The organism is Roseomonas sp. CCTCC AB2023176 (assembly GCF_042259275.1).
GTDB lineage: Bacteria > Pseudomonadota > Alphaproteobacteria > Acetobacterales > Acetobacteraceae > Roseomonas.
On record NZ_CP170086.1, the window covers coordinates 3,254,031 to 3,275,297 of the forward strand.

Annotated in this window: 11 protein-coding genes and 3 pseudogenes; 5 read left to right on the forward strand and 9 right to left on the reverse strand. The window is 71.4% G+C overall.

Features of this window, described 5'->3' with window-relative positions:
• Window positions 1–13: 13 nt before the first annotated feature.
• The gene (acnA, locus tag ACE7GA_RS16345) at window positions 14–2,749 is read right to left on the reverse strand and encodes an aconitate hydratase AcnA (RefSeq protein ID WP_376088569.1); all 2,736 of its coding nucleotides are present in this window, start codon (window positions 2,747–2,749) and stop codon (window positions 14–16) included.
• Between the two features lie 132 nt (window positions 2,750–2,881).
• Here acnA and ccmA point away from each other — a divergent pair.
• A pseudogene (ccmA, locus tag ACE7GA_RS16350) lies at window positions 2,882–3,471 on the forward strand (heme ABC exporter ATP-binding protein CcmA).
• Window positions 3,468–4,118, forward strand: coding sequence for a heme exporter protein CcmB (ccmB, locus tag ACE7GA_RS16355; protein WP_376088572.1), 651 nt, complete (start codon window positions 3,468–3,470; stop codon window positions 4,116–4,118). The pseudogene ccmA and the gene ccmB overlap by 4 nt, the downstream one beginning before the upstream one ends.
• A gap of 10 nt (window positions 4,119–4,128) precedes the next feature.
• On the opposite strand, the gene ACE7GA_RS16360 is transcribed toward ccmB, so the two are convergent.
• Entirely contained in the window at window positions 4,129–4,752 is a 624-nt protein-coding gene (locus ACE7GA_RS16360) for a hypothetical protein (RefSeq protein WP_376088575.1), read from the reverse strand.
• Between the two features lie 349 nt (window positions 4,753–5,101).
• Complete coding sequence (locus tag ACE7GA_RS16365; protein ID WP_376088578.1) at window positions 5,102–6,958, reverse strand: iron-containing redox enzyme family protein; 1,857 nt, start codon at window positions 6,956–6,958, stop codon at window positions 5,102–5,104.
• 172 nt (window positions 6,959–7,130) lie between these two features.
• Between ACE7GA_RS16365 and ACE7GA_RS16370 the strand changes: the two genes are divergently transcribed.
• Both ACE7GA_RS16370 and ACE7GA_RS16375 read left to right on the forward strand, forming a co-directional pair.
• Window positions 7,131–7,547, forward strand: coding sequence for a hypothetical protein (locus tag ACE7GA_RS16370; RefSeq protein WP_376088581.1), 417 nt, complete (start codon window positions 7,131–7,133; stop codon window positions 7,545–7,547).
• Window positions 7,544–8,632, forward strand: coding sequence for an alginate lyase family protein (locus ACE7GA_RS16375; protein WP_376088584.1), 1,089 nt, complete (start codon window positions 7,544–7,546; stop codon window positions 8,630–8,632). Before ACE7GA_RS16370 ends, ACE7GA_RS16375 begins: the two co-directional genes overlap by 4 nt.
• Window positions 8,633–8,659: 27 nt before the next feature.
• On the opposite strand, the gene ACE7GA_RS16380 is transcribed toward ACE7GA_RS16375, so the two are convergent.
• The 6 genes and pseudogenes from ACE7GA_RS16380 to tsaD all read right to left on the reverse strand — a co-directional run bounded on the left by ACE7GA_RS16380 (window position 8,660) and on the right by tsaD (window position 13,747).
• Window positions 8,660–9,160, reverse strand: coding sequence for a hypothetical protein (locus ACE7GA_RS16380; RefSeq protein ID WP_376088587.1), 501 nt, complete (start codon window positions 9,158–9,160; stop codon window positions 8,660–8,662).
• The gene (locus ACE7GA_RS16385; RefSeq protein ID WP_376088590.1) at window positions 9,157–10,131 is read right to left on the reverse strand and encodes an NAD(P)H-dependent glycerol-3-phosphate dehydrogenase; all 975 of its coding nucleotides are present in this window, start codon (window positions 10,129–10,131) and stop codon (window positions 9,157–9,159) included. Before ACE7GA_RS16385 ends, ACE7GA_RS16380 begins: the two co-directional genes overlap by 4 nt.
• Window positions 10,128–10,951 (reverse strand): annotated as a pseudogene (locus ACE7GA_RS16390) (23S rRNA (adenine(2030)-N(6))-methyltransferase RlmJ). The gene ACE7GA_RS16385 and the pseudogene ACE7GA_RS16390 overlap by 4 nt, the downstream one beginning before the upstream one ends.
• Window positions 10,948–11,448 (reverse strand): GNAT family N-acetyltransferase, encoded by a 501-nt coding sequence (locus tag ACE7GA_RS16395; protein WP_376088593.1) that lies wholly within the window; start codon window positions 11,446–11,448, stop codon window positions 10,948–10,950. The pseudogene ACE7GA_RS16390 and the gene ACE7GA_RS16395 overlap by 4 nt, the downstream one beginning before the upstream one ends.
• A gap of 153 nt (window positions 11,449–11,601) precedes the next feature.
• Window positions 11,602–12,684, reverse strand: a complete 1,083-nt coding sequence (locus ACE7GA_RS16400) for a hypothetical protein (RefSeq protein ID WP_376088596.1) — start codon at window positions 12,682–12,684, stop codon at window positions 11,602–11,604.
• Between the two features lie 17 nt (window positions 12,685–12,701).
• Window positions 12,702–13,747 (reverse strand): annotated as a pseudogene (gene tsaD, locus ACE7GA_RS16405) (tRNA (adenosine(37)-N6)-threonylcarbamoyltransferase complex transferase subunit TsaD).
• Between the two features lie 166 nt (window positions 13,748–13,913).
• Here tsaD and ACE7GA_RS16410 point away from each other — a divergent pair.
• Window positions 13,914–21,254, forward strand: a complete 7,341-nt coding sequence (locus ACE7GA_RS16410) for an ExeM/NucH family extracellular endonuclease (RefSeq protein WP_376088599.1) — start codon at window positions 13,914–13,916, stop codon at window positions 21,252–21,254.
• Window positions 21,255–21,267 lie beyond the last annotated feature (13 nt).

Below are 21,267 nucleotides of genomic sequence, written 5' to 3' on the forward strand. Positions count from 1 at the left end.
ATAGCGCCTGCCGTCAGGCTGCCTGGCGAACCCCTGCCATTTCCCGGAGCACGTAGTGCAGGATGCCGCCCTGCTTGTAGTACTCGACCTCGTCCAGCGTATCGACGCGGCACTGCACCTGCGTCGTGACCTGCGACCCGTCGGGACGCGTGATGACGAGGTCGAGCAGCATCCGCGGCTTCAGGTTCTCGAGGCCGAGGATGTCCACCGTTTCCTCGCCCGTCAGGCCGAGGGTCTTGCGGTCCTCGCCCGGCTTGAAGACCAGCGGGAGCACGCCCATGCCGACGAGGTTGGAGCGGTGGATGCGCTCGAAGGACTCGCAGACCACCGCCTTCACGCCGAGCAGCATCGTCCCCTTCGCCGCCCAGTCGCGCGACGAGCCCGTGCCGTATTCCTTGCCACCGAAGATCACCAGCGGCACGCCTTCCGCCTTGTAGCGCATGGCCGCGTCGTAGATCGGCAGCACGTCGCCGGAGGGCTGGTGCCGCGTGACCCCGCCCTCAATGCCCGGCACCATCTCGTTCTTGATGCGGATGTTGGCGAAGGTGCCGCGCATCATGATCTCATGGTTCCCGCGCCGCGCGCCGTAGGAGTTGAAGTCGTTCGGCCGGACCTGATGCTCCATGAGGTAGGAACCGGCCGGCGAAGTCTTCTTGATCGACCCGGCCGGCGAGATGTGGTCCGTCGTGATCGAATCCCCGAGCCTCGCGAGGACGCGCGCCCCGCGGATGGACGTCACCGGCTCCGGCGTCCCCGTCATCCCCTCGAAGTAGGGCGGGTTCTGCACGTAGGTGGACCCGGAGTTCCAGCGGTAGGTGTCCGTGCCCGTGTCCACGCGGATGGAGCGCCAGTTGTCGTCGCCCTTGAACACGTCGGCGTAGCGCGTCTGGAAGGCCTGCCGCGTGACGAAGCGCTCGACGGCGTCGTTCACCTCGGCCTGCGTCGGCCAGATGTCCTTCAGGTAGACGGGCTTGCCGTCGGATCCCTCGCCGATCGGGTCGGTCGAGATGTTCTTCCGAACCGTCCCCGCCAACGCGTAGGCCACGACGAGCGGCGGCGAGGCCAGGTAGTTCGCCCGCACGTTCGGGTGCACGCGCCCCTCGAAGTTGCGGTTGCCCGACAGCACCGACGCGACGACCAGCTTGTCATTCTCGATCGCGTCCACGATCGCCTCGGGCAGCGGACCCGAATTGCCGATGCAGGTCGTGCAGCCATAGCCCACGGTCTGGAAGCCCAGCGCATCGAGGTGCGGCTGCAGCCCCGATGCGTTCAGGTAATCCGTCACGACCTGCGATCCCGGCGCGAGGGACGTCTTCACCCAGGGCTTCACGCGCAGCCCCTTCTCGTTCGCCTTCTTCGCGACCAGCCCAGCCGCCATCAGCACGTAGGGGTTGGAGGTGTTGGTGCACGACGTGATCGCCGCGATCACCACGTCGCCGTGCTGGATCTCGTAGTTCGTGCCGGCTACCGGCACCCTGTGCCCGAGCGCCGGCGCGCCCTCCAGCGCCAGCCCACCGGCCACCTCCTTCTCGAAGGACCCGGCAACGTTCGTCAGGTCCACCCGGTCCTGCGGCCGCTTCGGCCCTGCGAGGGAGGGCTGCACGGTGGAGAGGTCCAGCTCCAGCGTATCCGTGAAGACCGGGTCCGGCGTGGACGCGTCACGCCACATCCCCTGCGCCTTCCAGTATTCGCGCACGAGGTTGATGCGGTGCTCCTCACGCCCGGACAAGCGCAGGTAGCCCAGCGCGATCTCGTCGACTGGGAAGAACCCGACGGTCGCACCGTATTCCGGCGCCATGTTCCCGATCGTCGCGCGGTCCGCGAGCGGCAGGTCGTCGAGCCCCGCGCCGTAGAACTCCACGAACTTGCCGACAACGCCCTTCTTGCGCAGCATCTGCGTGACCGTCAGCACGAGGTCCGTCGCCGTCACACCTTCCCGCAGCTTGCCCGTCAGCCGGAACCCGATGACGTCCGGGATCAGCATGGCGATGGGCTGGCCGAGCATCGCGGCCTCCGCCTCGATCCCGCCGACGCCCCAGCCCAGTACGCCCATCCCGTTCACCATCGTGGTGTGGGAGTCCGTGCCGTAGCAGGAATCCGGATAGGCGATGGTGTCGCCCGCATCCACGTCGGTCCAGACGACCTGGGACAGGTATTCCAAGTTCACCTGGTGGATGATGCCCGTGCCGGGCGGCACAACGCGGAAGTTCGCGAAGGCGCCCTGGCCCCAGCGGAGGAACTCGTAGCGCTCGCCGTTCCGCTCGTACTCGATCTCGACGTTCCGGCGCAGCGCGTCCGCCGTGCCGGAGAAGTCCACCATGACGGAATGGTCGATCACGAGGTCCACCGGCACCAGCGGATTCACCTTCTGCGGGTCGCCGCTGAGCTTCAGCATCCCGTCACGCATCGCCGCGAGGTCCACCACCGCCGGCACGCCCGTGAAGTCCTGCATGACGATCCGCGCGGGGCGGAACGGCACCTCCTGCTCGGAACGGCCTTCCTTCAGCCAGTCTGCGACCGCCTGGGCGTCGGAGACCTTGTAGGACCGCCCGTTCTCGCAGCGCAGGACGTTCTCCAGCAGAACCTTGAGGGAGGTCGGCAGCCGCGTCAGGTCGGTGCCCAGCGCCTTCGCCGCCTCGGGGATCGAGAAGTAGTGGTAGGTCTTTCCGTCCACCGACAGCGTGCGGCGGACCTTGAGGGTGTCCTGGCCCGTCTTCGCGCCCACGGCCTTCGTTTCCGTCTCGCTCATCTGCGGAATGACCCCTCTTCGCGCCTGAATCTGTTCGACTTGTCAGATGAGGCGGCTTGAAGCATGCCGGAAGGCAGCCGGTCCAGGGGAGGGACCCCCCTCCATGACCCCTGGCCGCGATAGGGGGCTGCCGTGCTGTCCGCTCGGGACCTGGCCGCGCGGCGCGGCGGGCGCATCGTCTTCGCCGACCTTTCGCTCGACGCCGCGCCGGGCGAGGCGCTGCTGCTTCTCGGCGCGAACGGCGCGGGCAAGACCACACTCCTCCGACTCCTCGCCGGACTGCTTCGCCCCGAATCCGGCACGGTTACCTGGGACGGCGAGGAGATCGCCGCCGACCGCACCGCCCACGCCGCGCGCACCCGTTGGCTCGGCAGCGCCGACGCGATCAAGCCCGCCCTGACGCCGCGCGAGGACCTGGCCTTCTGGTCCCGCCTCCACGGCGGCGACCCCGTAACCGCCCTGGCCGCCATGGGCCTGACGGCGCTCTCGGACCTGCCCTGCCGCGTCCTCTCCGCCGGCCAGCGCCGCCGCCTCGCCCTCGCCCGCCTTGTCCTCGGCGAAGCCCCCTCTGGCTGCTCGATGAACCCACGCTCGGCCTCGACACTGCCTCCGTCGCCCGCCTCGGCGAGGCCTTCGCCACCCACCGCGCCCGCGGTGGGATCATCATCGCGGCCACCCACCTCGACCTGCCCTTGCCGGATGCGCGGACCGCCACCCTGTGACCGCGATCCTCCTCCGCGAACTGCGGCTGGCCCTGCGCCACCCCTCCGACGCCCTCGCGGCCGTCCTGTTCTTCGTGATCGTCTGCGCCCTCTTTCCCTTCGGCATCGGTCCCGCGCCGGAAGCCCTCGCGCGCCTTGCCCCCGGCGCCCTCGTCGCCTCCGCGCTGCTGGCCGCCATCCTCCCGCTCGACCGCCTCTTCGGCGCGGAGGCCGAGGACGGCTCCCTCGATCTCCTCCTCCTCTCCGGCGTCTCGCCACCGCTGATCGCCGCCGCGAAGGCCGCCGCCCACTGGCTGCTGACCGGCGTACCCCTCCTCCTCGCGACACCCGTGGCCGCCGCCTTCCTGAACCTTCCGACCGAGGCCTGGCCCACCGCGATCCTCGCCCTCGCGCTCGCCTCCGCGGTCCTTTCGCTCCTGGGCACCGTCGGCGCGGCCCTGACCCTCGGCGCGCGCCGCGGCGGCGCACTCCTCCCCCTGCTGGTCCTGCCGCTCGCCGTCCCCGTCGTGATCTTCGCCGCCGGCGCGATCGAGGCCGGGGCGTCCGACACCTCCCCGCGGCCCTTCCTGCTCTTCCTCGGCGCCCTGCTCGCCGGCGCCCTGCCGCTCGCGCCGCTCGCTGCCGGCGCCGCACTTCGGGACGGCTGAGGCCGGGTCCTCAGCCCGTGTAGACCACCGCGTCGAGCTGCCCGTTGCCCATGTAGTTCCCCGTGGAGGTCACCTCGCCGAGGGACCCGTCCCAGGGGTCGAGCACGACGACCTTGTGCTGCGACGTGACCCGCGCGCCCACCGTGAAGTGCCCGCCGTTGCGGTTCCCGCGCGCATCGTACCAGCCCCAGAGCAGCAGGCACGGATGCTGCCGGATGTACCCCAGCGCGAGCGCATTGGTGCCCGCGCGCTCCGTCCAGCGGTGCCAGATCCCGCGGATCCGGACGCGCTGGCTCTGCAGCAGCCGTTCCAGGTTCGTCACCTGCGACCCCTCGTGCCCGGAAGCCGGCCCCTGGCTCCGCCAGATCCGGTCCTGCTCGACCATCGAGCCGGGGAACCGCCCCGCGATTGCCTTCAGCCGCATTTCCCAGGCCGAGGCGTCCGCGTGCTGCTGACCGTTCCACAGATCCATCAGCATCGCGCAGGCGGCCGGCCCGCAGGACATCTCCTCCGTCTGCACGAGGATGCGGTGCGTCACGCCGTCCGAATCCTGCCGCTCCTGCACGCGCCGCAGCGGCGAGAAGTGCAGGTGCCCTCCGGGAGGAAAGGGGTGCGTCGCCCAGGTGTCGCCCATGGCCGCGTGCTCCGCGCTCTCGGGGCGACGCTGAACGCGGCCGACCCCGAACGGTGATCCCGCCCGGGCCGGACGCCACGCTGCGGAGCGCGCGATCGACAAGCCCGGGGCCGGGCGGCCGCGTGACCATGCCGCCCGGCGACGCGGACCTTACCGCTGCCGTCGCTCCGCGATCGCCCGTCGGATTGTCGCGTCGGTCACCGGCGGTACGGCCCCGTCACGCCGTCATCGGCGAGCGCCACATCGTCTCGGCATGGCCAGGCGGCGCCAGGGGGTCCCCGCCATCACGCGACACCACCGCGCCCAGCCACGACGCGCCGGACCGGGAAGGTCGGATCGGCCTGCGCCGCTAGCCAGCCAGTCCGAACTCCCGCCGGTACCGCCCGAAGCAGGCAGCCCCGCATTCCAGCCGCATCAGCGCACCCTCCGCCATCGCCCGGGCGAAGCGCGCATCCGCCTCGACCAGCGGCCTGATCGCCTCCGCGTTCCAGGCCGCCGAGTGCTTCACGTCGAGCACCGAATGCAGGTCGAAATAGTGCCGGTCCTTCCCGCGCACCCCGAGCCGCCGCAGCCCCTTGGCCACCAGCCCCGTCCGTCCCGGTGCCGTCTGCTCGATCACGCCGAGCGCGCCGACGGAATGGTACGCATACCGCCGATGCGCCGCGAGCCCCGCCATCGTGTTCGCCAGCGCGAGCGACTCCCACACCGTCGTCTCGATCGTCGGCGTCAGCTGCAGGCTGTGCGAGAGCATGTCGAGCATCGGTCCGTGCATGCCCTTGGGGTTCCCGCGTCCCATCTCGTCCCAGTAGTTCCGCGCGATCTCGAGCTTCGGCCGCGTCGGCAGCCGCACCTGCGTGATGGCCGCCAGATCCTCGAAGCCCGCCTCGCCCGCGACCTCCTGCGTCAGGAACCAGCGCATTTGCTCCATGGTCGCGGTCTCGGCGAGCCAGGGGTGCAGGGGATCGCCTTGTCCCGGCCCGGAGCGGTCCAGTTCCTCGAACCACGCGACGAAGCCGTCGGCGTCCACCGGCGCCTCCGCCGACCGCGCCGCGACGCGCGCCCGCGCGGCCTCGATGAACCCGATCTCCTCCCGCTGCATGTCCAAGAAGGCATCGAGGTCGTCGTCGGGCACCTCGTCGGGGAGCGCCGGCGTGAAGCGCCGCCGGTTCAGCTCGCACAGCCTGACCTGCTGCGCGTGCGCGGCGTCGTCGCCCAGTCCGGCGTCGGTCGTTCCGTCCGGCATCGCCCTATCCTCCCGTCCGCGTCGCCGTGAGCACCACGGCCGCGATGCGGTCGGCGGCGTCGTAGGCGCCGCCTTCCAGTTCCTCCCCGAACACGTCGGGGTCCATCTCGCGGGTGCGCCAGTCGAAGCCGCCGCGCTCCAGACGCCGCTCCGCGGCTTCCAGGAACGCGTTGCGCCCCCCACGATCGCAACGCCGGTGTAGAGGACGAGCGTCCCAGCCCGCGCCAGGCGCCCGAGCGCCGCGTCGAGGATCGCGACCGCCAGCCCTTCCCCGAGCGCCCCGCCCCCGTGCCGGTACGCGCGCCGCGCCGGATCCAGCAGGTAAGGCGGGTTGGACACGATGAGGTCGAACTCGCCCCCGACGCCGTCCAGCAGGTCGCTGTGCACCGCCCGTGCGTTCGTTGCGTGCGCGACTGCCGCATTGACCCGCGCCAGCCGCAGTGCGTCCTCGTTGATGTCGCCGAGCCAGACCTCCGCCCCCGGATGCGCCTTCGCCACGACGATCCCGCCGGGACCCGCCCCAGCGCCGACATCCACGGCACGCCGCACCGGCGCCGTCCGCGCGGCCATCTCCGCCCCGATCGCCTGCGCGAAGCGGTAGGTGTCGGGCCCGAAGAACACCGCCCCCGCCGCGCCCGTCGGATAGGCCGAGTGCAGCATCACCTCGCCGTCCAGCGACGAGATCCGCACGAGGCTGCGCAGCAGCCCGCCGCCAGCCTCGTCCACCACGCCGGCCCGGTGCATCAGGTCGAGGATACCCGGCGGCAGGGCCTCCGGCACGAAGGGCCGGCTCCATCCGAACACGTCCCGCAGGTTCCGCGCGCGGTCGTTGCCGGGACGCGCATTCACCCGCGCATGCGTCGCCGGCGTGACCGTGACGAAATGGTACCCAGTGTCGCGCACCGCCTCCGCCAGCCCGCGAAGCGCCGCGTCGACACCGTAGGGGAGGGGGTTGCCATCCATGCGCCGGCCGAACGGTCCCTGCCCGTCGCGGTTGCCGGCCGCAGAAAGATGACCCCGCGCCGCATCCCAATCGCGCGATCCCGCCCTTTCCCGGCCCCCGCGATCGCTGATTTACGGATGTTTCCCAACGCGCCGTCTGGAACCGCGCCGCGTCTTCGTGTCTTGATGACGCATGGCCTTCAAGGGAAAGCCGCCGGGCTCCGGCTCCGGCGAGATGTCGCGGAAGACCAAGGCGCTGCGCCCGCAGATCGCCCTCCCCGAGGACGCGATCGCGGAGGCTCGCCGCCTCCGCCGCGCGGGCCACGAGCCCGAGCAGATCGCCGCAGCCCTCTCCGCTCCGCTCGAGGAGGTGGAGAAAGCCCTGCTCCAGATGCGGATGCCGCGGCCGGAGACGACGCGCGGCACCCTCAACGTCACTCTCGCCGCCCACAAGTTCGTCCTGTCCGAACGGCGCGGCAACGAACCGCTCTGGGTGACGATGGATCGTCTGTTCGACGAACTCCTGACGCTGCGCCGCGCTGCGAAGCCGCCGGCCCGTCGCGCGCGCGGCGAGTCCGGCGAGGTCCTGCCCCTCTTCCCCCCGTCGTGACGCCCCGTCGCGCGGCGGCTGTGTTCCTCGCATTGCTCCCGGGGGCGCTGCTGCCGGGCATCGCGCCGGCGCAGACCTTCGTCCCGGACGCCGCGCGCCTCGCCTCTCCCTTCCTTCCCGCAGCGCCCGCGGTCGCTGGCCCCGCCGCCCTGTGCCAGCCCGTCCCCGACCCCGTCCGCAACCTCGAAGGCGTCGCGTACTACGCCGACGCCGCCTTCTCCCGCGCCGATCCCGACCGCCTCCGCGCCGACGAAGAGGCGGCGAAGCCCCTCCGCGACTGGCTCCGCGCCGTGCAGCACGACCTGGCCCGCTACCGCCGCGGCGAAGCGGGCGCGGTCGCCTGCGTCCTCGAAACCCTCGACGCCTGGGCCCGCACGGGCGCCCTGCTGGGCGGCTTCAACCTCCAGGGCTCCTACCACCGCAAATGGACCCTCGCCGGCGCCGCCCTGGCCTTCGTCGCCGTCGCCGAAGCGCCCGGCCTCGACCCCCTCAAGCGCGGCCGCACGGCACGCTGGCTGCGCGAGGTCGCCCTGGCCGTCCGCCCCCGCTACGACCGGATCTCGGCGGCCTTGATCAACGACACGCGGAACAACCACGCCGCCTGGGCCGGCCTCGCCATCGCCGCGGCGGGCGTCGCCGCCGGCGACCGCGCGCTGCTGGACTGGGGCATCGCCCGCCTCCGCGCCCAGCTCGTGCAGGTGGACGAGCGTGGCGCGCTGCCGCAGGAACTCGCGCGCGGTGCGATGGCGCTGCACTACCACCTCTTTGCGCTGGAACCCATTGCGGCGCTCTCCCGCCTCGCCGCTGCCAACGGCATCGCGATGTCGGACGACGAAACCGCAGCCCTGACCCGCCTCCGCCGCTTCGTCCTCGCCGCCGCCGAGGACCCGTCCCGCATGGCCGCGGTCGCCGGCATCGCGCAGGACGACCCTTTCCTCCGCGGCCGCACGCCCCTGGTCCAGGCCGCTGGCCTTGAGGTCCTGCAATCCGCCGATCCCGACCCTGCGGCCGAACCGGCCCTCGCCCCACATCGCCCCTACCGTTCGGCCTGGCTCGGCGGGGACGTCACGGGCTGGTGGCGCTGACCCGCGGGCATCCCCGCCCGCGTGCGGTCAAGGCGTCGCACACTCCCGCCGCTGCATGTCAGCCCGGACCGGCACCGACCCGATGCCGTAGAGCGCGATGCACTCCGGTGCCGCCGAAGCGGGGAGGAACCGCATGGGCCCGTCCGAGATCGTGACGACGCCGAGGTAGCGCCAATCCCTGCCATTCCCTCGCACCGCGACCTCACGCGGCTGCCCGCGCGGCGGCAGGGACAGCGTCGCGGCGAGCATCCCCGCGCCGACCACCGCGACCCCGCCCTCCTCCGTCCGGTACAGGTTCGCGGTCCGCGCCGGACCCCAGTTCGTCCACATCGCCCGCGCGAACCGGCCGCCCGGCGTCTCCGCGACGATCCACCAATCCTCCGACAGGATGCCCCGGATCTCGATCCGCACCTGCGCGCCCGGATCGGGCCAGGGCACCTCGACCGACGAATGCGGGGTCGTCGCGCAGTAGCCGAGGACCAGCAGCGCCGCCGCCGCGACCAGCCCGAAGCGGAAGGGGCCCTTCACTCCTCCCGCAACGGCCGCGTCATCAGCGACCGCATCGCGTCCCGCACCGTCAGCTTCCCCTCCAGCACCGCCGCGATCGCCTCGGCGACGGGCATCGCGACTCCCACCGACCGCGCCCGGGCCAGGATCGCCGGCGCCGTCGCCACCCCCTCCGTCACGCTCGACCGCGTGGCCAGGATCGCCCGCGCGTCCTCCCCCTGCCCGATGGCGACGCCGAGCGAGAAGTTCCGGCTCTTCGGCGAGGCGCAGGTCAGCATCAGGTCGCCCAGCCCCGACAGCCCTGCGACGGTTTCCGCCCGCCCGCCGAGCGCTGCCGACAACCGCCCGATCTCCGCCAGCGCCCGCGTCACGAGCGCGGCGCGTGCGTTCTCCCCGTACCCCGCGCCTATCGTGGCGCCGGCCGCGATCGCCGCGACGTTCTTCGCCGCCCCGCCGACCGCGACGCCGACCGGATCGGACCCCGCATAGACCCGGAACGCGGCGGAGGAGAGCCGGGCCACCCCCGCCTCCGCCAGGTCGCCATCCGTCGTCGCCAGGACGGCCGCCGCCGGCAGTCCCGCCGCGATCTCCTCCGCGAAGTTCGGCCCGGACAGCAGCGCCACGGACAGGCCGGGGCGCGCCGCCGCCACGATCTCATGCGGCAGCCGCAGCGTCGCCGTCTCCACTCCCTTCGCCGCGAGGATGACGGGCGGCAGCGGCGGCAGCCCTTCCAGCACGGCCGCGAGGAACTGCGTGGGAACGGCCAGCACCGCGATCGCCGCGCCGTCCAGCGCCTCCTCCGCCTCCGACGTCACGCGCATGCCCTGCGGGAAGGTCACGCCGGGCAGGTGCCGCGCGTTCTTCCCCACGCCGCGCATCAATGCCGCGCGCATCGGATCCCGCGCCCAGAGCACGACGTCCGGCACGACCCGCGCGGCCTGGATCGCCAGCGCGGTGCCCCAGGCGCCCGCCCCGATCACCGCGATCCTCATTCGCCAGCCACCCGGATCACCTCTACTGCCGCTCCCGCTTCGCCGTCCGACAGGGTACGCAACAATTCGCCGAGGATGTCACGCGCGGCCTCTTCAAAACCGAAAGGCGGGTTCACCACGAGCAGCCCGCACCCGTTCAGACGCGCCGGATCCGTTGGCTCGCGCAGGTGGAACTCGCAGGCCACCACGTCGCGGATGCCGGAGGCAACGATCCCGTCGCGCAGCGCCCGAGACGCTGCGCGCCCTTCACCGGATACCAGGCCGCCTGCACCGCCGTCGCGAAGCGCCTGTGCACGCGCCGCACGGCCTCCTCCAGCCGCGCGAACTCGTCCGTCGCCTCGAAGGGCGGATCCATGAGCACGAGGCCGCGGCGCTCCGGAAACGGCGTCAGCGCCGTCGCGGCCTCGTAACCGTCGCGCTGGTGCACGGCGACCTGCGGATCGCGCCGGTATGCCGCGCGCAGCAGCGCCGCGTCGTCCGGATGCAGTTCGCAGAGCACCAGCCGGTCCTCTGCCCGCAGCATCGCCCGCACCAGCGCCGGGGATCCGGGATAGGCCGCCACCCCGAACCCGCGCACCACCTCCAGCCAAGGCAGCAGCGGCCCGTCGCCCACGCGCCCGAGCCGCCCGATGCCCTCCCGCCATTCCCCGGTGCGCCGCGCTTCGTTCGCCTGGAGGTCGTAGGTCCCGATTCCCGCATGCGTATCAAGCACCCGGAACGGCGAGGCCTTGCGCCGCAGCGCCGCGACGATCGCGTGCAGCAGCGCGTGCTTCACGCAATCCGCGAAGTTCCCGGCATGGAAGGCGTGGCGGTAGTTCATCGCGGCGCCGGGTACTCCGCCAGCCGCGCCCAGCGCTCATGATCCCGCCACTCACCCGCGATATGCAGCATCCGTGGGGAAAACCCCTCCTTCCGGAACCCAGCCCGCCGCGCGACGCCGAGCGACGGCGCATTCCCCGGCTGGATGTTCGCTTCCAACCGATGCAGTCCCAACTCCGTGAAGGCCAGCATCGCCACCTGCCGCACGCCCTCGCTCAGATACCCGCGCCCCGTCATTCCCGGCATCGCCCAGTACCCCAGCGTCGCGTTGCGAAACGCCCCGAGGACGATGTTGCTGATGTTGACGATGCCCGCGATGCCCTCCTCTGCTTCCACGATCAGGCCCAGGAAGTTCCCCGTCAGCGCGCGCTCCCGCCAGGCGTCGAAGCCCGCTTCGTCGGTGAAGGGATGGATCCAGGGATGATGCAGCTCCCGCCCCGCACGGTGCGCCGCAATCAGCGCGGGACCATCGGCCTCGGTGGGCCGTCGAATCGTCACGCTCATGCATCCCACCCTGCGGGCTCGCGCCGTCTCATCGGAACGGCGTGAAGCCGCATTCTCGCAGGCCCCATGCGGCGGTGCCGGGTTCCCCGGCCCGGTCCCCGCACCCCGAGCCCGACGCGATCGGCACGTCGCGAGCGGGCGAGCCCATCACGCCGCATCGAGGACGAGGAGTTCCGTCGCCCGCCGCCCCGCCTCGTACCCGGCGACGGATACGCGGCCCGTCGCCGGGTGCATCACGGCCACCAGCCGCGTCAGCTCGTTCAGCACGGGCGCCGGCAGCCGCAGCGGATCGTGCTCCGGCACGGCACCGATCAGCTCGGCGAGGCACGCCTCCCGCACCTCGCTGTCGCGCCAGCGCGGCGCCCCGCGGATCGGCAGCGCGTCCCAATGGTTCGCGACGGCCACGGCCGGCGCCGCGTGCCGCAGCGCTGCCGTGGTCCGCCCCCGCTCGATCACGACGCCCTGACCCTCCCGCGGTCCCGCGACCGCGAAGAGAGCGGGGGCCGCGATCGGCGTCGCCGTCAGCATCTCCACCGCTTCGTCGTAGCCGCACGCTTCGTCCATCGCCCGACGCAGCAGGTGCGACGGCGGCGGAGCATCGGTTCGCCACGTCGCCGGCCGCTCGGCCAGCCAGTCCGCCACGAAGGCCGGACGGTGCCACCCCCGCGCCCGCGCGGCCGCACCCGCGCGCGTCTCCGGCAGCGGCGGCTGGTTGATCGCCGCTGCAAATCGCCCGGGCGCCAACCCCGTGATGCACCCCACGAACCCCGGCCAGCCGAGGTTCAGCCAAATCCCCGCCGGCCCACGCTGCCGGATCACCGTCAGGGTCCGCCCCAATCCGTCGAAAGGCCAGTCGAGCACGCGGGTCATCGTCATCCCGCCCCGCCCGTCCGGCGCGGCGCCGGTCGTGCAGGCCCACTCGAAGGACGCGTTCAGCAAGTGCACGCCGGGCCGCCCGATGACACGCGCGACCGCATCCACCTCCGCCCGGTACGCCGATCCGTTGCGCCCGAGCCAGCGCCGCGAGATCGCATCGCCGACCGACACGCCCGTCGCCGTGTAATGCCGCACCGCCGCGCCCACGATCGCGCCGACATGCAGCGGCAGCGCGGTGCAGGCCGCAGCCGCCGGGAAAGCCTCGTCCCGCAGGTCCAGCACCGGAATGACCGGGCGACCGCCGGCTGCCGCGTCGCGCCCTGGCGGCCCCGCGACCGCATTCACCCCATCCATCCGTCACTCCCCTTCCGTCAGGGAAGTTGGGCCCCGGCCGCGGCCGGCGAAAGGTCGGCCAGCGGCCAGCGCGGTCGCGGCGCGTGGTCCGGTGGATCGGTCAAGCCCGCCCGCAGCCGCTCGATCCCCGTCCAGGCCACCATGACCGCGTTGTCCGTGCAGAGCCGGATCGGCGGCGCCACGAGCGGCAACCCCGCGGCATCCGCGACCCCCGCCAGCGACGCGCGGATCGCCCCATTCGCCGCGACACCCCCGGACACCACCAGCGCCGTCATGCCGAGCGCCATGGCCAAGGCATTCCGCGCCCGGTCCGCGATCACCGCCGCCGCCGCCGCCTGGAAGGACGCCGCCACGTCCTCCGGCGCATGCTTGCCGACCGCCTGCGCCACCGCCGTCTTCAGCCCGGAGAAGGAAAAGTCGCACCCCGCCCGCCCGAGCATCGGCCGGGGCAGCGGCACCTTCGCCGCGTCGCCCGAGGCCGCCATCCGCTCCAGGTACGGCCCGCCCGGCCAGGGCAGGCCCAGCAACTTCGCTGCCTTGTCGAAGGCCTCTCCCACCGCGTCGTCCAGCGTCGTCCCCAGACGCTGGTACTGCCCGAGCCCCCTGACCGCGACGCATTGGCAGTGCCCGCCCGAAAGCAGCAGCAGGAGGTAGGGGAACGCCACCCCGCCCTCCACCAGTCCGGGAAGGCGCGGCGTCAGCGCATGCGCCTCCAGGTGGTTCACCGCGACGAAGGGCAGCCCATTCGCCAGTGCCAGTCCCTTTCCGAACCCCGCGCCCACGATCAGCCCCCGATGAGCCCAGGGCCCGAGGTCGCGGCCACCCCGCCGAGGTCACGCGGGCCCACCCCGGCCTCCTCCATCACCCGCCGCGCCAGCCCCGGCAGGTGGGCCAGGTGGGCCCGCGCCGCGATCTCCGGCACCACGCCACCGAAGCGCGCATGCTCCGCCGTCTGAGACAGCACCGCTTCGGCCAGCACCGCGCCGTCCGGCGCCAGCACGGCCGCCGCGGTCTCGTCGCAGGAGGATTCGAGGCCGAGGACGGCGCCTTGTGAGGAAAGCATCTCACCCGATTTTGGGCTCGGCGGCCGGGCAGGGGTAGCCCCGGCAGGCGCCCTGCCTGTCCCGCCTTTAACGAATTCGTAATCTTCGTGCCGCCGAAAGGCGATAGTCCGAGGTTGGACGGGTCGAAGACAAGCGCGGGCAACAACGCCAGCGCAGGATCCTCCGATGCCCCTCACCACCGGCTCGATCGCGTTCCTCGGTTGGAACGCGGACGGAACAGACGGCCTCGCCTTCGTCGCGGTGGACGAGATCCCGGCCGGCACCGTCATCCGGTTCCAGGACAACGAATACAACGGCACGGCCTTCAACACCGGCGAAGGCTCGACGACCTGGACGAGCCCCGCCTCCGCCATTCCGGCCGGCACGGTCATCGAGTTCACGGCGACCTCCGACGCCGCGTCCCGTTCGGCCTCCCTCGGCAGCCTGTCCGGCGGGACCCTGTCGCTCAGCGCGACGGCCGAGACCGTCTATGCCTTCGTGGGAACGAGCGAGACGGCGCCGACCACCTTCCTCGCCGCCATTACCAATGCCGGCTCCTTCACCACCGGCGACGGACCGCTCACGGGCACGGGCCTGACCGCCGGCGTGAACGCCGTCGCGCTGCCTGCCGGCACCGACGTCGCGGCTTACCTTCCCTCCGTCGGCGGCACCGCCTTCGCGACGCGTGACGCGGCGCTGACGGTCCTGAACGACGCCGCGAACTGGATTCGCCAGGACGGCGCGGGCGATCAGGATGCGGACGGCACCACCCCGGACGCGCCGTTCCGGACCGACCCGGAATCGCCGATCGCCGGCGTGTCCTTCACCATCGGCGCGCCCGCGGCGCCGGGCCTGCTGTCCATCTCCGCCGACGCCACCCCGAAGGCCGAGGGCGCCACCTTCACACTGACGGTGACGCTGACTGCCGCGGCCGGCGCGGACACGGTGGTGACCCTGACCGCGACCGGCGACACGGCCGACTTCAACGCCCTGCCGGCCAGCGTGACCATCCCGGCGGGCCAGGCGAGCGCCACCGTCACCCTGGAGAGCATCCAGGACGCGGCCTTCGAGCCGACCGAGGCCCTGACGGTCACGGCCACCCTGAACGACGTCCAGCGGCAGCTCACCGTGCAGATCACGAACGACGATCCGCCGGCCACGACGAACCTCGGCGGGATCGAGATCCTGCAGCAGGCCGCGTCGCTCACCGGATCCGTCTCGACCCCGGTCGCGACCGAGAGCCTGGGCCTGCGGCAGGTTGCGAACTACGTGACCGGCGACGGGGCCGGCGGCGCCGAATCGATCTCCTTCGACCCCACCACGGATCGTGCCTACTTCACCAACGCTGCGAAGGACCGGGTGGACATCCTCGACCTGTCCAACCCGGCGGCACCGAGCCTCGTCGGCTCGATCGACGTGGCCGCCGCTGCCGGCACCAACCTCTACGGCGAGGTGAACTCCGTCGCCGTGAAGAACGGGATCGTGGCCGTAGCGATCCAGAACAAGGACGGCGGGTCCAACGGCATCGTGGCCCTGTTCGACGGGAACGGCGACCTCATCAAGGTGCTGGAAGTCGGCGTGCAGCCGGACCAGCTGACCTTCAGCCCCGACGGGTCCCTCCTGCTCGTCGCGAACGAGGCGGAGCGCTACTACGACACCTCGGGCACGCCGACGGTGGAGAACGCGCCGGGCACGATCAGCATCATCGCGATCCCCGCCGACCCGTCCCTTGCCTCCGTCCGCAACACGGTCGGCTTCACCGCCCTCGATCCCTTCGGCGCGGAGCTCGCGGCCCTCGGCATCAAGACCCTCGGCGCGACCACGGCCGGCGGGGTCAACGTTCCCGCCTCCTCCGTTTCGGGCGACCTGGAGCCGGAGTACATCGCCGTCTCCCCGGACGGCACCAAGGCCTACGTCACGATCCAGGAGGCGAACGCCGTCGCGGTCATCGACCTGACGGATACGGCGGCGACCGCGCCGATGAAGCTTCTGCCCCTCGGCGCCGTGGACTTCTCCCTGACCGGCAACGAGGCCGACTTCTCCGACCGCGACGGGCCGGGCGGCGCGCCGTCCATCTCCGTCGGCAACTCGCCGGTCAAGGGACTGCTGCAGCCCGACGCGATCGCAACCTTCAGTGTCGGCGGCCAGACGTACTTCGTCACGGCGAACGAGGGTGACAGCCGCATCATCTCCGGGCCGAGCATCGGCGAGGTCGCGCTGAACGAGGCGCGTGCGAGCGCCGTCCAGTCCGGTGCGCCGGCGGACTACGCGCGGCTGAACCTCGACACCGTCTGGTCCAGCACCGACGACCTCTACGCCTTCGGCGGCCGCGGATTCTCGGTCTTCCGCCAGAACGCCGACGGAAGCATCGAGAAGGTGGACGAGACGGGCGGCGACCTGGAGCAGATCATCGCGGCCCTGCCCAACGCGGGCACCGTCTTCAACGGAGAGAATGGCGGCGCCTTCGACACGCGCTCCGACAACAAGGGCGCCGAGCCGGAGGGCGTGACGGTCGGCACGGTCGATGGCAAGCCCTACGCCTTCCTGTCGCTGGAGCGCATCGGCGGCGTGATGGTGTGGGACCTGTCCACGCCGGACGACGTACAGTTCGTCCGCTACATCCCGCCGACGGCTGGCGAGTACGGGCCGGAGGTGATCACCTTCGTCTCCGCCGAGAACTCGCCGGTCGGCCGCGCGCTCGTCATCACCGCCAACGAGATCAGCGGCTCCGTCACCGTCTACGAAGCGAGCAACGTGACGCGCATCTCCGAGGTCCAGGGCGCCGGCACGGCCTCGACCCTCGTCGGCCGCACTGTCACGGTGGAAGCCATCGTCGTCGGCGACTTCCAGAACGGGGACGCGGACACGGCCCGCAACCTCGGCGGCTTCTTCCTGCAGGAGGAGGCCTTCGACCAGGACGGGAACGCGCTGTCCTCCGAAGGCGTCTTCATCTCGGCCGCGAGCCTGCCGACCGACGTCGCCCTCGGCGACCGGGTCCGCGTGACGGGCACGGTGGCCGAGAACTTCGGCAAGACGCAGATCGTGGCGACCTCCGTCACCGTGGTTCAGGCCGGCGCCGTCGCCGACGTGAACGACCTCGCGGTGGACGTGGATCTGCCCACTGCGGACGTCCAGGGCACCAACGGCACCTACCGTGCCGACCTCGAAGCCTACGAGGGCATGCTGGTCCGCTTCCCCGAGGTCCTGACGATCACGGAGCAGTTCAACCTCGACCAGTTCGGCGAGGTCCGGCTGACCCAGGGCGAGTACCCGTCTTCCTACACGCAGACGAACGACCCGAGCGTGGCCGGCTACGACGCGCATCTCCGCGACATCGCGTCACGCTCCATCCTCCTCGATGACGGACGCAGCGTCTCCAACCCCAACCTCGACAACACCGTCGTAGACGGGGACTACAACACGGCGACGGCGCCCCGGATGGGCGATACCGTTACCAACCTGACCGGCATCCTGGACTACGACTTCAGCCAGTATCGCGTGCAGGCGATCCAGAACGGGCCGGGGATCAACGACTTCATCGACGCCAACCCGCGGCCCGCGACGCCGCCCGACGTCGGCGGCACCCTGAAGGTCGCGTCCTTCAACGTCCTGAACTACTTCCGCACGCTCGATGACGGCGGTTCCACCGCCAACGGGTCGGAGCCGCGCGGCGCCGAGACGGCCGCGGAGTTCACCCGCCAGACCGACAAGCTGGTCGACACCATCCTCACGCTCGACGCCGACATCCTCGGCCTTATCGAGCTCGAGAATGACTTCCAGCCGGGGTCACCGGGCAATGCGATCGAATACCTCGTCGGCCAGCTCAACCTAGAGGTCGGTTTCGAGAAGTACGACTGGGTGCGCCCCGGCCAGCAGTTCGTCGGCGGGGACGCCATCGCGGTCGGCGTGATCTACGACAAGACGGAGGTGCGGATCACGCCGGGCACGACGGTGGCGATCCTCGACGACACCGACGCGGAGGCTGCCGCGCTCGTCGCGCAGAGCACGGTGGGCGGCGTCTTCAACGGGCTCAATACGAGCCGGGCCGCCCTCGCGGTAACCTTCGAGGAGATCGCGACCGGCGAGGACGTCACCATCAGCGTCAACCACTTCAAGTCGAAGAGCGGCTCCGGCACCGGGGCCGACGCCGATGCGCGGGATGGGGCGGGGAGCTGGAACAACCAGCGGGAACTCGCTGCCACCGCCCTCCGCGACTGGCTGGCGACGAACCCAACCGGCGCGGCCGATCCGGACAAGATCATCCTTGGCGACCTGAACGCCTATGCGAAGGAGGATCCGATCGACATCCTCACCGCGGCCGGCTTCACGGACCAGGGCGCCGACAGCTACAGCTACGTCTTCGACGGACAGCGCGGCTCGCTGGATCACATCATGACGAGCGGGTCGCTCTCGGACAACGTCACGGGTGTCGCCGACTGGCATATCAACGCCGACGAGGCGGATGCGCTGGACTACCAGCTGAACTTCAATGCCGACCTGACCACGAACGAACGCGACCCGTCCTACTTCGACGCGGACACGCCGGCGCGGGTCTCGGACCACGATCCGGTCGTGCTTGGCCTCAACCTGCGGGGCGAGACGGCGTACACGCTGCAACTCCTGCACCTCTCCGACGGGGAGGCCGGCCTGCTGGCCGGAACGACCGCGAAGTATCTCGCGGCCCTGACGGATGCGTTCGACGGCGCCTACGCGAACACCCTGATCCTGTCGGGTGGCGACAACTTCCTGCCGGGCCCCTTCCTTGCGGCCGGCACCGACCCCTCGGTCATCCCCACGCTCAACGCGGTGTCCGGAAGCACGATCGCGCCGGGCGCGACGGTGCCGATCGGCGCGGTGGACACGGCCATCCACAACGCCATCGGCGTCGAGGTCTCGGGCATCGGGAACCACGAGTTCGACCTGGGGTCTAACGTCTTCGCCGCGTCCTTCACGCCGGGTGGCGGCTGGGTTGGGGCGAACTACGCCCTCGTCTCCGCGAACCTCGACCTCTCCGGCGACGCGGCGCTGAACCCGCGTTTCACCAACACGGTGGGCGACGGCACGACGCCGACGCCGCTCGCCTCGACGCTCAAGGGCCGCATCGTTCCCGCGACGGTCGTCGAGGAGGGCGGCGAGAAGATCGGCATCGTCGGCGCGACGACCCAGCTGCTCGAGTCGATCTCGTCCCCGACGGGCACGGAGGTGAAGGGTTTCCCGACCGGCCCGGGCGCGAACGGCGAGGCCGACGACATGGCCCTTCTCGCCTCCCAGCTGCAGCCGGTGATCGATGAGATGCGGGCGGAGGGGATCAATAAGATCGTCCTCATCTCCCACCTCCAGGTGATCGTCAACGAACAGCTGCTCGCGACGCTGCTGAAGGGCGTGGACATCATCCTCAGCGCCGGGTCGAACACGCGGCTGGGCGACGCGGACGACGTGCCCGTGGCCTTCCCCGGCCATGCCGCGAACTTCGCCGGCCCGTACCCGATCGTCGCGACGGACGCGGATGGCGGCACCACGCTCATCGTCAACACGGACAACGAGTACACCTATCTCGGCCGCCTGGTGGTGGACTTCGACGCGGACGGAAACATCATCCTGCCGAGCCTCGAGGCGAACACGGTGGTCAACGGGGCCTATGCCTCGACCGCCGAGAACGTCGCCGAGGCCTGGGGGACTACCGTCGACAACCTGGAGACGACGGCCTTCGCCGAGGGCACGAAGGGCGACCAGGTTCGCGACCTGACCGACGCTGTGGGCGCGGTCATCAGCGTCAAGGACGGCAATGTCGCGGGCTTCACGGACGTCTACCTGGAGGGCGAGCGCTCCGAGGTGCGAAGCGAGGAGACCAACCTCGGCTCGCTCACGGCGGACGCCAATGCCTTCGCGCTCCGGCAGGCGCTCGATCTGCGCCTGCCTGAGGTCGTCGTGTCGTTCAAGAACGGCGGCGGCATCCGCGCGCAGATCGGCACGGTCTCGGCGCCCGATCCGGTGGACGGGACGGTGGACAAGCTTCCGCCGCCCGCGAACCCCTCCGCCGGCAAGCCGGAGGGCGGCGTCTCCCAGCTCGACATCGAGAACTCGCTGCGCTTCGACAACAAGCTGATGGCCTTCGACACGACCGCGCAGGGCATGAAGGCGATCCTGGAACACGGCGTCGCGGCCGGGACGCTCCAGGGGCGTTTCCCCCAGATCGGTGGCGTCGCCTTCTCCTGGGATCCCTCGGCGCCGGCAGGCAGCCGCGTGACGGACATCGCGCTCCTCGATGGACGCGGGAACCTGGCCTACACTCTCTACGACGACGGGGTGCTGCTGGCCGGCGCGCCGGGCAAGATCACGGTGGTCACGCTCAACTTCCTCGCCAATGGCGGTGACGGCTACCCGGCCAAGGCGAACGGCGATAACTTCCGCTACCTGCTCTCCGACGGCTCGCTTTCCGCGCCGGTGGACGAGGCGCTGAACTTCACGGATCCCGCGGTCATCGCGGCGAACACGCCGGCCGGCAGCGCGCTCCTCGGCGAGCAGCAGGCGCTCTTCGAATACCTCGACCGCTTCCACGGCACGCCCGAGGCCGCCTATGACGAGGCGGACACGCCGGTCGAGCTCGATACGCGCATCCAGAACCTCTCTGCCCGGGCCGACACCGTCCTGGAACGGGAGGCGACGGGCACCGACGGGAACGACCGCCTCGTCGGCCGCGTGTCCTACGACGACATCCGCGCGCTGGGCGGAGACGACACGGTCGCCGGCGCGGCGGGCAAGGATACGCTCGACGGCGCGTCGGGCGCCGACAAGCTGTTCGGCCAGGACGGCAACGACGTCCTGCTCGGCGGGCTCGGCGCGGACATCCTCGATGGCGGCTCGGGCATCGACGTGATGGAGGGTGGCCAGGACAACGACGTCTACGTCGTGGACAACGCGGACGACGTGGTCATCGAGCTGGCGGGTGGCGGCAACGACACGGTCCGGGCGAGCGTGAGCGTCACCCTCGCGGCCGAGGTCGAGAACCTCGTTCTCCTCGGCGACGCCGGCCTGCGCGGCACGGGGAACGGCGTCGCCAACCGCATCGTCGGCAATGCCGGCGACAACGTCCTGGTGGGCGGCGGCGGCAATGACGTCCTGATCGGCGGCCTCGGTGCCGATGTGCTCCGCGGTGGTATCGGCGCGGACCGGATCTACGTTGCCCTGAACACCAATCCCGACGCCCCGGACGCGGCGAACACGATAGCCTACGGGTCGGCGGTTGAGGGTCGCGACGTGATCTACGGCTTCGCCTCGGGCCGGGACGTGATCGAGATCTCGGTCGCGGGTTTCGGCGGCGGCTTGGCGGCCGGCGCCCTCGATCCGACCCGCTTCGCGGCCAACGAGTCGGGTCGGGCGGCCGCCACCTTCGGCCAGTTCGTCTTCGAGACGGATCGCGACATCCTCTGGTGGGACGCCGACGGGACGGGCGCCGGTGCGCGGGAGTTGATCGCCCAGTTCCAGGGCGGTTCGATCTCCGGCGCGTCGGACTTCATCCTGGCCTGACGCGCGCCGGCGC

Coding starts and splice junctions, on each gene's coding strand:
- acnA (WP_376088569.1), bottom strand. CDS start 2,749: ATGAGCGAGACGGAAACGAAGGCCGTGGGCGCGAAGACGGGCCAGGAC.
- ACE7GA_RS16360 (WP_376088575.1), bottom strand. CDS start 4,752: ATGGGCGACACCTGGGCGACGCACCCCTTTCCTCCCGGAGGGCACCTG.
- ACE7GA_RS16365 (WP_376088578.1), bottom strand. CDS start 6,958: ATGGATGGCAACCCCCTCCCCTACGGTGTCGACGCGGCGCTTCGCGGG.
- ACE7GA_RS16370 (WP_376088581.1), top strand. CDS start 7,131: ATGGCCTTCAAGGGAAAGCCGCCGGGCTCCGGCTCCGGCGAGATGTCG.
- ACE7GA_RS16385 (WP_376088590.1), bottom strand. CDS start 10,131: ATGAGGATCGCGGTGATCGGGGCGGGCGCCTGGGGCACCGCGCTGGCG.
- ACE7GA_RS16400 (WP_376088596.1), bottom strand. CDS start 12,684: ATGGATGGGGTGAATGCGGTCGCGGGGCCGCCAGGGCGCGACGCGGCA.
- ACE7GA_RS16410 (WP_376088599.1), top strand. CDS start 13,914: ATGCCCCTCACCACCGGCTCGATCGCGTTCCTCGGTTGGAACGCGGAC.